The 13398-nt window shown below is 75.2% G+C and carries 10 protein-coding genes and 1 pseudogene; 4 read left to right on the top strand and 7 right to left on the bottom strand.

Translation table 11 applies throughout. The features are described from left to right. Positions 1 to 65: 65 nt before the first annotated feature. From malQ to IF99_RS0115920, 6 genes are all read right to left on the bottom strand, one after another. Positions 66 to 2168 (bottom strand): 4-alpha-glucanotransferase, encoded by a 2103-nt coding sequence (malQ, locus tag IF99_RS0115945; protein WP_030997162.1) that lies wholly within the window; start codon positions 2166 to 2168, stop codon positions 66 to 68. Between the two features lie 36 nt (positions 2169 to 2204). Further along, complete coding sequence (locus IF99_RS30820; RefSeq protein WP_037827029.1) at positions 2205 to 2555, bottom strand: hypothetical protein; 351 nt, start codon at positions 2553 to 2555, stop codon at positions 2205 to 2207. 378 nt (positions 2556 to 2933) lie between these two features. Next, complete coding sequence (locus tag IF99_RS0115935; protein ID WP_037827026.1) at positions 2934 to 3881, bottom strand: SAM-dependent methyltransferase; 948 nt, start codon at positions 3879 to 3881, stop codon at positions 2934 to 2936. Beyond that, complete coding sequence (locus IF99_RS0115930; RefSeq protein WP_030997159.1) at positions 3878 to 4525, bottom strand: cysteine hydrolase family protein; 648 nt, start codon at positions 4523 to 4525, stop codon at positions 3878 to 3880. The genes IF99_RS0115935 and IF99_RS0115930 overlap by 4 nt, the downstream gene beginning before the upstream one ends. After that, complete coding sequence (locus IF99_RS0115925) at positions 4522 to 5793, bottom strand: isocitrate/isopropylmalate family dehydrogenase (RefSeq protein ID WP_030997158.1); 1272 nt, start codon at positions 5791 to 5793, stop codon at positions 4522 to 4524. The genes IF99_RS0115930 and IF99_RS0115925 overlap by 4 nt, the downstream gene beginning before the upstream one ends. Before the next feature lie 23 nt (positions 5794 to 5816). After that, a complete protein-coding gene (locus tag IF99_RS0115920) occupies positions 5817 to 6350 on the bottom strand; it encodes an EF-hand domain-containing protein (protein WP_030997157.1) in 534 nt (177 codons plus the stop codon). 349 nt (positions 6351 to 6699) lie between these two features. On the opposite strand from IF99_RS0115920, the gene IF99_RS0115915 reads away from it, so the two are divergent. Then, the gene (locus tag IF99_RS0115915) at positions 6700 to 8448 is read left to right on the top strand and encodes a serine/threonine-protein kinase (protein ID WP_037827033.1); all 1749 of its coding nucleotides are present in this window, start codon (positions 6700 to 6702) and stop codon (positions 8446 to 8448) included. 67 nt (positions 8449 to 8515) lie between these two features. After that, complete coding sequence (locus IF99_RS0115910) at positions 8516 to 9544, top strand: LLM class flavin-dependent oxidoreductase (RefSeq protein ID WP_030997155.1); 1029 nt, start codon at positions 8516 to 8518, stop codon at positions 9542 to 9544. 281 nt (positions 9545 to 9825) lie between these two features. Here IF99_RS0115910 and IF99_RS0115905 read toward each other — a convergent pair. Next, positions 9826 to 10353, bottom strand: a pseudogene (locus tag IF99_RS0115905) (HNH endonuclease); the annotation flags it as partial. 227 nt (positions 10354 to 10580) lie between these two features. Between IF99_RS0115905 and IF99_RS0115900 the strand changes: the two are divergent. Together IF99_RS0115900 and IF99_RS0115895 are read left to right on the top strand one after the other, a co-directional pair. Then, positions 10581 to 11657, top strand: a complete 1077-nt coding sequence (locus tag IF99_RS0115900) for a mechanosensitive ion channel family protein (protein ID WP_030997153.1) — start codon at positions 10581 to 10583, stop codon at positions 11655 to 11657. Positions 11658 to 12048: 391 nt separating this feature from the next. Then, complete coding sequence (locus IF99_RS0115895) at positions 12049 to 13233, top strand: ROK family transcriptional regulator (RefSeq protein WP_030997152.1); 1185 nt, start codon at positions 12049 to 12051, stop codon at positions 13231 to 13233. Positions 13234 to 13398 lie beyond the last annotated feature (165 nt).

Below are 13398 nucleotides of genomic sequence, written 5' to 3'. Positions count from 1 at the left end.
CACCCCACGAAGCCCCCGCCCGCCGAAGGCCCACGCCGGAGCCGCCACTCACCGGCCCCCCGCGCTCACCAGTCCCCCGGTTCCCCCACCCCGTCCCGCAGCCCCGCGAAGAACTCCGCCACCCGCTGCGAAGCCGTCAGTTCCTCCAGGCTCAGCGCGCGCCCTTTCGCGTCGGAGAGGGGGAGGCGCCAGTTGGGGTACTCGGTCCAGGTCCCGGGCAGGTTCTGCGGGCGGCGGTCGCCGACGGTGTCAGGGAGCCAGATGCCGGTGAGCGCGGCCGGGGTGCGCAGCAGGAAGCGGTGCACCGCGCGGATCACGCCTTCCTCGTCCCCGGGGCCTTCCGGCAGGAGCCGCAGGGCGCCGAGGCGGTCGAGCCATTCGCCCAGTTCGGCCTCGGCCCGCGCGCGCTCCTCCTCGTAGGGGCCGGTGAGCAGGCCGAGCCGTTCGCGCAGGATGACGTCGTCGCCGGTGAAGCGCGCGGCGGTGGGCGGCAGGTCGTGCGTCGTGGCGGTGGCGAGGGCACCGGGGCGCCACTCCTCGGGGGCGAGCGGGCGGGCGCCGTCCGCCCAGTCGCGTTCGAACCACAGCACGGAGGTGCCGAGGATGCCGCGCCGCGCGAGCGCGTCGCGCACGCCCGGCTCGACGGTGCCGAGGTCCTCGCCGATGACGAGCGAACCCGCGCGGTGCGCCTCCAGGCACAGCACGGCGAGCATCGCCTCGGCGTCGTAGCGCACGTACGTACCGGCCGTCGGCTCCTCGCCCGCCGGGATCCACCACAGGCGGAAGAGGCCCATGACGTGGTCGATGCGGACCGCGCCCGCGTAGCCGAAGAGGGCGCGGAGCAGGGCCCGGTAGGGGGCGTAGCCGGAGGCGGCGAGGCGGTCGGGGCGCCAGGGCGGGAGCCCCCAGTCCTGGCCGCGCGCGTTGAAGGCGTCGGGCGGGGCGCCGACGGAGATCCCGGCGGCGAAGACGTCGCGCTGCGCCCAGGCGTCCGCGCCCTCGGGGTGGACGCCGACGGCGAGGTCGTGGACGAGGCCGACGGGCATCCCTGCCTCGCGCGCGGTGCGCTGGGCCGCGCGCAGTTGTTCCTCGGTGAGCCAGGCGAGGTGGCGGTGGAAGGCGACGCTCTCGGCGAGGTCGCCGCGCGCGCGGGCGGTCGCCGCCGAGCGCGGGTCCTGGAGCCCGCCCGGCCAGGTGGATCGTTCGGGCCCGTACGCCTCGACGAGCGCGCACCATGTGGCGTGGTCGTCGAGCGCCTCGCCGTGCTCGGCGTAGTAGGCGTCCCGCGCGGCGGCGCGGCCGGGGTCGAGCGGCACGGCGCAGACCTCGGCGAGCGCGGGCCGCTTGAGGGCCCACACGGCGTCGCGGTCGATGAGCGCGTCCTCGCGCAGGACGGCGTGGCGCAGTCCCGCGGCGGCGTCCAGGAGCGGCGCGATACGGGCGCGCGCCGCCGCGTCCAGGTAGGCGTACTCGGGGACGTCCTCGACGCGCAGGTGCACGGGGTCGGGGAAGCGGCGCGAGGAGGGGCGGTACGGGGAAGGGTCGGTGGGCTCGCCCGGGACGGCCGCGTGGAGCGGGTTGACCTGGACGAAGCCGAGGTCGTGGGTGCGGGCGGCCCAGCCGGCGAGCGCCGCGAGGTCGCCGAGGTCGCCCATGCCCCAGGAGCGTGCGGAAAGGAGGGAGTAGAGCTGGACGAGCAGCCCGCTGGCGCGGCCCGTGGGCGTGGGGGCGTGGTCGGGGGCGACGACGAGGTGGACCTGCGCGGCGCGGCCGTCCGGGGTGAGCACCTGGAGGCCGTGGACACCGAGCGGGAGAGCGGGGGCGGCCTCACCGGGCGCGGCCGTCCACTCCGTGACCCCGCCGTCCTCGGTACGGGCCGAGCAGCGGGTGCCCACGGGGAGGTCCGCGAGGGCCCGCGGTGGGGCGACCGGGCCCTCGGCCTCGTCCGGCGGGCTCCACACGACGACGGTCGGGGGCAGCACCCGGCGCTCGCGCTCGGCCTCGGCCGCCGCGAGCGCCGCCGCCGCCGACTCGGGCGTGGCGGCGTCCACGCCGAGCGCGGCAAGCGCGGCGACGACGGCGGAGCGGGGCACGTCGACGGTCTGCCCCGGCCCCTGCGAGTAGGAGGTGGCCACTCCGTGGAGCGCGGCGAGCCGGGCGAGTGCCATGTCGGGTCCGCTTTCTCTCGGTCGCGCGGCCGGAGGTCAGACGGCCACGCAGGGCCTTCCGGGCGCGTAGGTCTCGGCGGGGGTTTCGGCGGGATGCGGGTCGGCGAACGGGGGCTCGCTGGTGAGGGGGACCGCCTCGGCGAGCGGGGGCTCGCTCGTCAGCGGTGCGGTGTCGGTGAGGGGAGGTTCGCTGGTCAGCGGGGGTTCCTGGGCGCCGTGCGAGGCGGCGCCGGGGAGGCCGGCGTCGGGATCGGACGCTGCCGACAGGTCGGGCCGTGCGGGTCGCGGACGCCGGAAGTCAGCGAGGCGGTGGCGGTCGACCGGGGATGCCGGCAGGTCCGGGCGTTTGGAGAGGGCGGACAGAAGCAGTTGAGCCGGTGTTCCCACGGGGGCCTCCTCGGGTGGGGTGCGTGGTAGACGCAGCCCTACCCGCTGGGGGCGGGGACACCCGTGATTGGGGCCGGGAGGTGGCGCGGGTCACATTTTGGCGCGCGGGTGCGGGGGCGGGGGTGTGGCGCGCCGTCCCGCCGGAGGGTTCCTGGGCCTCCGCCCCGTGCCCCGCGCCGCCCGCGCCGGAGGAGCGGGGCACGAGTTCGTGCGGGCCGCTTTTCTTCCGGCATCCCGTCGCAGCCGGGTATCCCGACTCCGTGCGGCATCCCGTCGCAGCCCGGCATCCCGTCTCCGTGCGGCATCCCGTCGCAGCCCGGTGTCCCCTCGCGCTGCGGCCTCCCGCCTCAGCGCGGCGTCCCGTCTCCGTGTGGCGTGTCACTTCAGTGCGAACACCCACCGGTTCGCCGCCAGGGCGTCGTTCGGCTCGGGCAGCGGGCCCCGGCCCAGGGCGTGGCTGTGATCGAAGGGAGTGCGGGTCTCGGTGCGCCAGCCGAGCTCCGCGAGGGTGGCGGCGGAGTCGGGGCGGGGTTCGGTGTCGAACAGGCCGAGGAGGTCGATCCCGAGGCGCTCGCGGGTGTGGGCGTAGACCGGGGAGTCGCGGACGGCCGCCGTTTCGAGGCCGAGCTTGATCTCGTAGGCGAGGCTGCTGCCCGGCGCGCTGTGGGCGTGCAGGTCGGCGAGGAGCCGCGCCTCGGCGTCGGCGGGGAGGTAGAGGAAGAGGCCCTCGGCGAGCCAGGCCGTGCGCTGGGAGGGGTCGAAGCCCGCTTCCTTGAGCGGTCCGGCCCAGTCCTCGCGCACGTCCGCGGCGAGGGTCCGTCGTTCGGCGGCTCCCGGCACGGGCGGCAGCGCGTCGAGCACGCGCTGCTTGAAGGTGAGGACGGGGGCCTGGTCGATCTCGTAGACGACCGTCCCCTCCGGCCAGGGGAGCCGCAGGGCCCGGGTGTCGAGCCCGGCGCCGAGGAGCACGACCTGTCGTGCGCCGCTGTGCGCCGCGTATCCGAGGTGGTCGTCGAGCACGCGGGTGCGCAGCGCGAAGTACCTGCCGAGGCGCCCCCACAGCGGATCGGCCTCCCCGCCGGGCACGTCGTCGGGGTGCAGCGGCCAGTCGGCGCAGCCCCCGGCGGCCCGCACGAAGTGCTCGGCGTAGGGGTCGCGGGCGAGGGCGTCGGGACGGTGGGTCTCGATGGCGCGTGCGGCGGCGACGAGCAGCGCGGTGCGGGCCACGCCGGTCTCGGCCTCGCTCCGCACTGCCACACCGCTCTCGGCCTCGACCGCGCCGCGCACCCCCGCACCGCACGGGCCCGCTCCCGGGGCGTCGCTCATGAGGAGCCTCCCGCCACCGGTACCTGGGGACCCGGGATCGTCTCCGGGTGCCGTGTCCACGTCTCCGCGCGCGCGTGGGGGACGACGCGGGCACCGTAGAGGCGGTGCATGAAGGTGAGGATCTGTGTGTCGGGGGTGTGCAGGGCGGTGGTGCAGTCGGCGAGGAGGGTGAGGTGGAAGCCCTTCTGGAAGGCGGTACGGGCGGTGCTGTCGACGCAGATGTCGGTGAAGACGCCCGCGAGGACGAGGTGGCCCGCGCCGAGACGGCGCAGGTGGTCCTCGAAGCCCTCGCAGAGGAAGGCGTCGAAGCAGGCGCGTTTGAGGAAGTCGGCCTCGTGCGGGGCGGCTTCGAGCGGGGCGGCGAGAGCGGCGCCCCAGGAGCCTTCGAGGCACTTGGGCGGGCGCCCCCTGGCGCGGTCGCGGCTGCGCCAGGCGGGGCCCTGGTGCGCGGGGTCGCCGAGGAAGCGGACCCAGACGACGGGGACCCCGGCGTCGCGGGCCGTGGTGACGGCTCTGGCCGTGTTGTGGACGACGGCGGTGAGCACGGCGGGCTCGCCGGGGTAGCGGGACGCGGCGAGCGGGCCCTCGCAGAAGTCGTTCTGGAGATCGACGACGACGAGGGCGGTGCCGCCTTGGCCGCTCACCTCGCGAGCCCCGGGGCGCGGTCCTGTCCCGGGGCGGGCACCAGCGCCTGCGCGAGGGTCGCCGTCACCGGTACCGGCGCCCCGGCCGGAACGGGAGCCCAGGTCTGCGCCGAAGCACCGGCCCGCGCGGGCTCCTCCGCCGACGCGGGCGGGTGCGCCCCGAGTTCCCCGAGGAACGCGTCCACGACACCGGTCGTCGCGTGCTTGCCGCCCTGGTCGGGGGTACGGATCCCGGCGGAGCCGAGCCGGGCGAGCGCCGCCTCGGCGGCAGCCTCGGCCCCCGTACAGCCCACGTACCGCTCGGCGATCGCGGCGGCGGCGCGCAGGGTCGCGACGGGGTTGAGGAGGTCGCGGCCCTCCAGGTCGTCGGCGGAGCCGTGCACCGTCTGGTACTCGACGAGTCCCGCGACGTCCGGGTCCAGGTGGACGTTGCGGGTGCAGTGGTCCTCCTGGCGGCCCGATCCGTAGCGGTCGAGGAGGACGAGGTGCATGATGTCGGCCCACTCGTTGCCCGCGAGGAGGACGGTGCGGTCCTCGGGCCGGTGGGCGACGAGGTTGCGGTTGACCGTGTCGGGCTGGAAGACGCCGACCTCGATGCCCTCGCGCGCGGCGAAGTCCCTCACCCAGGCGTCGAGCGCCCCGTCGAGGAGATGGAACTTGTACGCCATGACGATGCGGGCCGGGCCCTCGGGCCACTCCTCGCGGGCGCGGCGCAGCGCGTAGGCGAGGAGTTGCTCGGTGATCTCGCGGCTGAACTCGGTGGTGCGGGAGACGTGCCCCGGGGTGTGGGTGTTCCCTCCCGTGTAGAAGCCCTGTGCCTCGTCGCGGACGAGCAGCAGTCTGGCCCCGTCCGCGTCGAGCGTGTCGACCTTCACCGCGCGCAGTCGCTGCCGTACGAGGTACAGGCTCTGCGCGTTGATGGCGGTGCGGAAGACGACGCGGGTCCCGGCGGCGGCCCGGGCGCGCAGCCACTCCTCGTAGTGCGCGGCGTCCTCCGCGCTGAGGCGGCGGATCTCGGGAACACCCGCCCCGCCCGGCTCGATGGCGAGCGGGCGCAGCGAGACGTAGGAGTGGTAGACGCGGGGGGAGCGGACGAGGGTGACGGGCCGTTCGTGGCGCGTGGCGAGGTGGCCGAGGACGCGGGTGAAGACGGCGGCGACCTCCTCGCCCGTGCCCCGGCCGACGGCGAGGCCGACGGTGGGCGCTGGGTCCGCCGCGGGGGCGGGGCCGGCCGGGGATACGGGGGTGTACTCGTTCATGTCGTTCATTTCGAGGGACAGGGCTTCCCGGCTCAGGCCGCGACCACGGGGACCAGTTGGTCGCCCGGGATGTCGGCCTTCTCGGGGGCGTAGAAGTCCTTGATGCCCTCCACCCAGACGGGGACGGGGAGCTGATCGGCCGTCGTCGGGCCGAAGGCTTCGAAGAGCGCCTCGGTGTTGTCCGGCGCGAAGCCGATCGCGGTCATGAGGGCGAGGAAGTCCTGCCGGTCGATGAGCCCGTCGCCGTCCGGGTCGCCGAGGGCGGCGAGGGCTTCGGCGAACTCGGCGACGGTCGCGTCGAAACGCTCGGGCGAGAGCACGCAGGCCGCGTACTCCTCGAAGTCGATCTCGCCGTCGCCGTTGGTGTCGAGCGTCGTGCGCAGGGTCGTCCAGTACCGCGTGAAGGCCCCGCGCATCCGGTCCTTGGCCGGGGCGGCGGCCTCGGGCGCCGCGGCGACGACCCGGTCGGCCATGAGCGTGAAGTCCTCGGCCTCCAGCACGCCACTGCGGTTGGCGTCCAGCAGGGAGAAGACGAGGGCGACCCGCTGGGTGGCCTCAGCACGCATGTTCACTCACTCTCGTGCGGCGGGACCGGTCACTCCGATGGCCCGCTCCGTACGGCCGGATGTCGCCCGGCCCGGACCGGTTGTCGCCCGGCCCGGGGAATGACTGCCCCACCGCCGCGCACCCACACGAATACCGGGGGATTTAACCGAATGGGGTGAAGTACCAATGTTTTCCGGCGCGTTCACTCTCCTGTGTGCCACAGGGAAGAACGCCAGGTGAGAGACCGTGCGGGACCACCGGATCGAGCGGTCGGCACCAGGCATGGGCCGCTCTGAAATTCGTACAAGTTATCTTGTTGTTTCCCTGTATCCAGGGAGGGTTGAGCGGATGGTCGAGGGGAGCAGGCACGTGTCCGAACAGGACCGGCTCATTGGTGGCCGCTACCGGCTGCTCGAACGGGTCGGCAGCGGGGGCATGGGCACCGTCCACCTCGCCGAGGACACGATGCTCGGGCGCCGCGTCGCGCTGAAGAAGCTCCATGTGCCGCCGCACCTCGCCGAGGACGAGCTCCAGCGCATGTACGCGCGCACCCGGCGCGAGGCGCGCAGCGCCGCGATGATCACGCACCCCCACGTCATCGTCGTGCACGACGTCGTGGACGACAGCGGCCTGCCGTGCATCGTCATGGAGTACGTGCCGTCCCGGACGCTGGCCGACGTGCTCCGCGAGGAGGGGTCGCTGCCCGTCCCCGAGGCCGCGCGCATCGGCGCGGCGATGCTCTCGGCGCTGTCCGCCGCGCACGCGGTGGGCGTGCTGCACCGGGACGTGAAGCCGGCGAACGTGCTCCTCGGCGAGGGCGGGCGCGTCGTGCTCACCGATTTCGGGATCGCCGTCGAGCCCGGCACGCCCTCGCTGACGCGGACCGGGGAACTCATCGGCTCGGTGCAGTACCTGGCGCCCGAGCGGCTGCGCACCGGGATCGCCGTGCCGGGCCCGCCCGCTGACCTGTGGGCGCTCGGCGCGACGCTCTACCAGGCCGTCGAGGGGCACCACCCCTTCGACCGGCCGACACCGATCGAGACGGCGTACGCGATCTTCGAGGCGGCCCACCCGCCGCCCCGTCACGCGGGAGCGCTGGCCGCCGTGCTCGAAGGGCTCCTCGTCAAGGACCCCTCGCGCCGGATGGACGCGGCGACGGCGGCGCGGCTCCTGGAGCGCGCGGAGCGCGAGGACGGCGGCTGGCCGGAGCCGCTGCGCGGCGGCGGGGACGTCACGGCGCGGGTGATCGACGCGACGCCGTCGGGCGGCAGCCCCTACCCGGGCCAGGAGGCGGCGGAGGCGCTGCCGGTGGCCGGAGCCGCCCCCCTCACGGCGGCCGGGACGGGCCCGGTCCCCGCGACGGCGGCGGCGCGGCCCGCGCCCGGCGGGCCCGTCTACCCCTCCCCGGCTCTCGCCGCCACCTTCCCCGGCGAGGCCCCCACCTTCCCGTACCAGGCGGCCGCGCCGGACACGCCGCAGCCGGACGGTCCCGCGGGGACGCCCCGGCGCCGGGTCCTGTGGTGGACGCTCGCCGCCGTGGCCGTGGCGGGCGTCGTGTCGGCGGGGCTCGTCACCAGGCCCTGGGAGGGCGAAGGCACGGGGTCCCGGGCGGACCCGAAGCAGCCGGTCGCGGCCACGGGCCCCGCGTCCCCGGCGAAGCAGGCGGCCCCGCCGGTGCCGGAGGGGTACGCCCTCGCGCAGGTCCGGAAGGACCGGGTCGCTGTGCCGATGCCGGAGGACTGGAAGGAGCGGTCCTCGGGCGAGGGCTCCTTCCTCGCCTACGCGCCCGGCATGACGGCGAACCTGCGCGTCGACATCAGCACGTACACGGGCGACCCGCTCCAGCACTGGCAGGAGACCGAGGAGCCCCAGACCTCGCACGGCGTGGCCGCCTACCAGCGCGAGAAGATGTCGCGCACGACGTACCGGGGCCACGACGCGGCCTACTGGGAGTACACGTACACCGACGGCGATGTGCGCTCGCGCGCGGCCGAACTCGCCTTCAAGACGAAGGACGGCACGATGTACGAGCTGTACCTCGCGGCGCCGAACGCCAAGTGGCAGACGTACCGCCCCACCTTCGACGCGGCGCTGGACGGCTTCCGCTTCCCGGAGTGACGCCGGTTCCGCCGGAGCACGCCCGCCCCTCCCGCGCCCTCTCCTCCCTCTCCCTCGGAGTCCGCCCATGCCCCGGCTCAGCACACTCGGCTTCCTCACGATCGGCCTCTTCGACCCCGACTCGCCGCGCGCGGGCCACGAGGCCACGCTCGACCTCATCACGCACGGCGAGTCCCTCGGCCTCGACTCCGCCTGGGTCCGCCACCGCCATCTCCAGTACGGCATCTCCTCCCCCGTCGCCGTCCTCGCCGCAGCGAGCCAGCGGACCTCGCGCATCGGGCTCGGCACCGCCGTCACGCCGCTCGGCTGGGAGAACCCGCTCCGGCTCGCGGAGGACTGGGCGACGGTCGACGTGCTCTCGGGCGGCAGGCTCAACCCCGGCTTCAGCGTCGGGCCCCCGGCGCGGTACGAGGAGGTCAAGGGCGCCCTGTACCCGGACACGGCGGAGGCCGAGGACTTCTCCTACGCGCGCGCCTCGCGGCTGCTCGCGTGCGTGCGCGGCGAGCCGGTCACGGCGGGCGGCGCGACGACGGGCTTCGAGGCCCGCTCCGACCGCGTGCAGCCGCGGTCACCGGGGCTCGCGGAGCGCCTGTGGTACGGGGCGGGGAGCCTGCGGTCGGCTCGGTGGGCCGGGGAGCAGGGGCTCAACCTGCTGACGAGCAGCGTCGTGAAGTGGGACCCCGAGGTCGCCCCGGCCGACGGAGTCCCGCCGTTCGCCGCGCTTCAGCGCGCGCAGATCCGCGCCTTCCGCGCGGCCCACCCGGACGGCGCCCGCGCCCGCGTCTCGCAGGGCCTCGTCGTGGTACCGACGGACTCGGCGACGCCCGCGCAACGGGAGCGCTACGAGGCGTACGCGCGCGAGCGCCTGCCCCGCACGAGGGAGCCGCAGGGTCCCGCCAGGCTGCTCTTCGCGCCCGACCTCGTGGGCCCCTCCGCCGAACTCGCCGAGCGGCTCCACGCGGACGTGGCCTTCCAGGAGGTCGACGAGGTCGCCTTCGCGCTGCCCTTCGACTTCGCCTACGAGGACTACGTCCAGATCCTCGGCGACTTCGCGCACCACCTGGGCCCCGCGCTGGGCTGGGAACCGGGCCGCTGAGGGAGGCGCGGCGCGGCTGCGGGGGATACATGGCGCCTCCGCGGGGGGACGCGGCGCCTCCGGTTCGAGGGGAAAAGGCGCGGTCGGCCCGCCGAGGAGGCCGCTCAGGCGGTGGCGGCCGGGGACACCCCGCCGAAGGGCTGGGCACCCCCGGAGCCGAGGCTCTGGCCGGCGGCGCCGAGGCCCTGGCTCCCGGCACCGCGCCCCTGGCCCCCTGAGCCGAGGCCCTGGCCCGCCACCGTTCCCCAGCCCTCCGCCGCCTCTCCGGCCTGCTGCCCGCCGAGCGCCTCGATGCGCGCGAGGGCGTCGTCGGCACCGAAGGGGCGCAGGTAGGGCAGCCAGCTCGGGTCCCTGTGCCCCGTCCCGATGATCCGCCAGGCGAGCCCGGAGGGCGGGGCGGGGGCGTGGCGCAGGCGCCAGCCGAGGTCGGCGAGGTAGCGGTCGGCCTTGGTGTGGTTGCAGCGGCGGCAGGACGCGACGACGTTGTCCCAGGCGTGCCGGCCGCCTCTGCTGCGCGGCACGACGTGGTCGACGCTCGTGGCGACGGACCCGCAGTAGGCGCACTTCCCGCCGTCGCGGGCGAAGAGGGCGCGACGGGTGAGCGGCACGGGCCCCCGGTAGGGCACCCGGACGTAGCGCTTGAGCCGGACCACGCTGGGTGCGGGGACCGTGCGGCTCGCGCTGCGGAGGAGGACGCCGGTCTCCTCCAGGCACTGGGCCTTGTTCTCCAGCACGAGGACGAGCGCGCGGCGGAGCGGTACGACGCCGAGGGGCTCGTACGACGCGTTGAGGACGAGGACGTGCGGCACGTGTGCCTCCTTGTACGCCGGCGGCGCGTGGCTCGCGCCGGGACGATCCGCTCCAGTCTCACCCCGGGCCGGGTGGCGGCGCCACCATGGACGGGTAACGGGCCCGACGTGTTTTCGCCCACAGCGGGTCCCGCCGCGGGGCCGCTGCCTGGGGCGGAGCGGCCCCGGAGCGCACGAGCCGCGGAGCCCCCGCGCTGCCCCGTTAGTGTGGTGAATCGTCCCCGAACATGGAGGTCCCCGTGGTGTCCCCCGTCCTCTCGGCCACCGGTGCGAGCCCTGATCCGGTCACTTTCCAGGACGCCCAGGAGAGCGCCACGGACGCGGCCGGCTGGGTGCGCGAGAACTGGTCCGACTGGCTCGGCGTGGGGCTGCGCATCGTCCTGATCGTGGTCATCGCGCTCGTCCTGCGCCAAGTCGTACGCCGTACGATCACCCGCTTCATCGCCCGGATGAACCGCCCGGGCGAGAACGCGGCGACCACCGCGCTCGGCGGGCTGCTCGTCAACGCGGAGCGCCGCCGCCAGCGCTCGGAGGCCATAGGGTCCGTCCTCCGCTCCGTCGCCTCGTTCCTGATCCTCGGCACGGCGGCCCTCATGGTGCTGTCCACCTTCAAGATCAACCTGGCGCCGCTGCTCGCCTCGGCGGGCGTCGCGGGCGTCGCGATCGGTTTCGGGGCGCGGAACCTCGTGACGGACTTCCTCTCGGGCGTCTTCATGATCCTGGAGGACCAGTACGGGGTCGGCGACACGATCGACGCGGGCGTGGCCAGCGGCGAGGTGATCGAGGTGGGGCTGCGCGTGACGAAGCTGCGCGGGGACAACGGCGAGATCTGGTACATCCGCAACGGCGAGGTCAAGCGGATCGGCAACCTGAGCCAGGGCTGGGCGACGGCGGGCGTGGACGTGACCGTCAAGACGGACGAGGACCTGGACAGGGTCAAGGCGACGCTGGCGTCCGTGGCCGAGGCGATGAGCAAGGAGGAGCCCTGGAGCGAGCGGCTGTGGGGCCCGGTGGAGACGCTGGGCCTGGAGTCGGTGCTCCTGGACTCGATGGTGGTCCGCGTGGCGGCCCGTACGATGCCGGGCCAGGCGGTCGCGGTGGAGCGCGAACTGCGCTGGCGCATCAAGCACGCCTTCGATCAGGAGGACATCAGCATCGTCGGCGGTATGCCGGTCTCGTCCCCGGCGGCGGACGGCTCGGACGCGGCGGCGGGTGTGGCGGCCCCCTCGGCGTACGCGTCGTCGACGTCGCCGCAGACGCTGAACGCGAGCCCGCTGCCGCCGCAGACACCGTTGCAGAAGTGAGGGCGCCCCGGCGCCTGTGCGAGGTGCGCCGGGCGAGAACGGCGCCCCATGAGCCCGGCGGTCAGGGGGGCTCCCCCGCCGCCCGCCGCACCGGCCTCGCACCCCGTCGAGGCCGGGAGCGCCCCCGCCGCCGCGCGGTCCACTGACGCCGCGCCGACGCCCTGAGCGGCCTTCGCCGCCACCGGCCCGCAGGTCATTCACACCCTCGTGCACGGTTTGCCCGCATTTATCGCACCTCGCGCCAATTCGCCACGTAGACGCCCCTCCTCCCCTCCCGAAACCCGGCTATTGACTCCCGTCCCCCTGTCCTTTAGGTTCCTGCCACCGATAGGAAACCTTCCTAACAATGCTGTGGGAGGGTCAGGAACCCCCGAAGGGCGGGTCGCAGGCGATGGCTTCCAGCACCACCCCCGGCACCCCGGCCGCGACGCCCGGCACCCCCGCCGTCCTGCGCGCGATGAACGACCGCGCCGCTCTCGACCTGCTCGTCCTGCACGGACCGCTCACGCGGACGCGGATAGGGGAGCTGACCGGGCTCTCCAAGCCGACGACCTCGCAGTTGCTCGCACGGCTCGAAAACGCCGGGCTCGTGCGGAGCAGCGGGAGCGAGAGCGGCCGGCCGGGCCCGAAGGCGCTGCTGTACGAGGTGGAGCCGAGCGCGGCGCACGTCGCCGCCCTGAGCGTCGGGCACACCGGGATCAGCGCCCTCGTGGCGGATGTCACGGGCCGGGTGGCCGGGCGCGGGCGCGTCGGGGCCGACGCGGTCGCCGAGAACGTACGCAACAGGACCGCGCAGCTCGTGCGCGAGGCCGTCGAGGCCGCGCTCGCCGAGGCCGGCCTGCGCGCCGACCGCCTGCACCACACCGTGATCGGCACCCCGGGGGCGCTCGACCCGGTCAGCGGCGAGCTGCGCTACGCGCCGCATCTGCCCGGCTGGCACTCCCGCACGCTCCTCGCCGAGCTGGCCGAGGAGATCGGCACGCCGGTACGGATCGAGAACGACGTCAATCTCGCGGCGCTCGCCGAGCAGTACCAGGGCGCGGCACAGGACCACGACGACTTCGTGCTCGCCTGGCTGGACCGCGGCGTCGGTGCCGCGATCGTGCTCGGCGGCACGCTCCTGCGCGGAGCGACGGGCGGCGCGGGCGAGATCGGCTACATGCCGCTGCCCGGCGCCCCGCTCGCGCGCGGCGGCGAGGGCGCGACGGCCGGGGACGACGGGGGCGGTGGCCTCCAGAGCCTCGTGTCCGTCCCGGCGGTACGGGCCCTCGCGGGCGGGGCCCCGCTCGCCGAGGCGCTCACCGTGCCGGCCGTGCTCGACGAGACAGCGCGGCGGCTCGCCACCGGGATAGCCGCGGTCGTCGCCGTCGTCGACCCCGAACTCGTCGTGCTCTCGGGGCAGGTCGCCGAGGCCGGGGGCGAGGAGCTGCGCACGCGGGTCGAGGCCGAACTGACCGGGCTCGCGCTGCCGAGGCCGCTGCTGCGCATCAGCGAGCTGGAAGGCGACCCGATTCTCGTCGGTGCTCTGCACGTCGCGCTGGAACAGGCCCGGGACGCCGTCTTCGACACCAGTTGACGACGGCCTGAGAAGGACCGGGCGGCCCGCGCACGACCGGGCGGCCCGCGAACAGCCGGGCGAGAGCCCGTACCGACCGCCGGGGCTCGCCCGAGGAGACTCCCCGTCCAGCCCGGACGGGCCCCGGCCACCAGTCCGCCCCCGCACACCCCGCACCCCGCACCC

The sequence above is a fragment of the Streptomyces sp. NRRL F-5630 genome, from assembly GCF_000719475.1.
Lineage (GTDB): Bacteria > Actinomycetota > Actinomycetes > Streptomycetales > Streptomycetaceae > Streptomyces.
Note: the sequence above shows the minus strand (reverse complement) of the source record. Positions and strands in the feature narration are given on the sequence as shown.

Bases quoted from the DNA above. Each gene is read 5' to 3' on its own strand.
- IF99_RS0115925 (WP_030997158.1), bottom strand. From the start codon at position 5,793: ATGAACGACATGAACGAGTACACCCCCGTATCCCCGGCCGGCCCCGCC.
- IF99_RS0115935 (WP_037827026.1), bottom strand. From the start codon at position 3,881: ATGAGCGACGCCCCGGGAGCGGGCCCGTGCGGTGCGGGGGTGCGCGGC.
- IF99_RS0115910 (WP_030997155.1), top strand. From the start codon at position 8,516: ATGCCCCGGCTCAGCACACTCGGCTTCCTCACGATCGGCCTCTTCGAC.
- malQ (WP_030997162.1), bottom strand. From the start codon at position 2,168: ATGGCACTCGCCCGGCTCGCCGCGCTCCACGGAGTGGCCACCTCCTAC.
- IF99_RS0115900 (WP_030997153.1), top strand. From the start codon at position 10,581: ATGGAGGTCCCCGTGGTGTCCCCCGTCCTCTCGGCCACCGGTGCGAGC.
- IF99_RS0115895 (WP_030997152.1), top strand. From the start codon at position 12,049: ATGGCTTCCAGCACCACCCCCGGCACCCCGGCCGCGACGCCCGGCACC.
- IF99_RS0115920 (WP_030997157.1), bottom strand. From the start codon at position 6,350: ATGCGTGCTGAGGCCACCCAGCGGGTCGCCCTCGTCTTCTCCCTGCTG.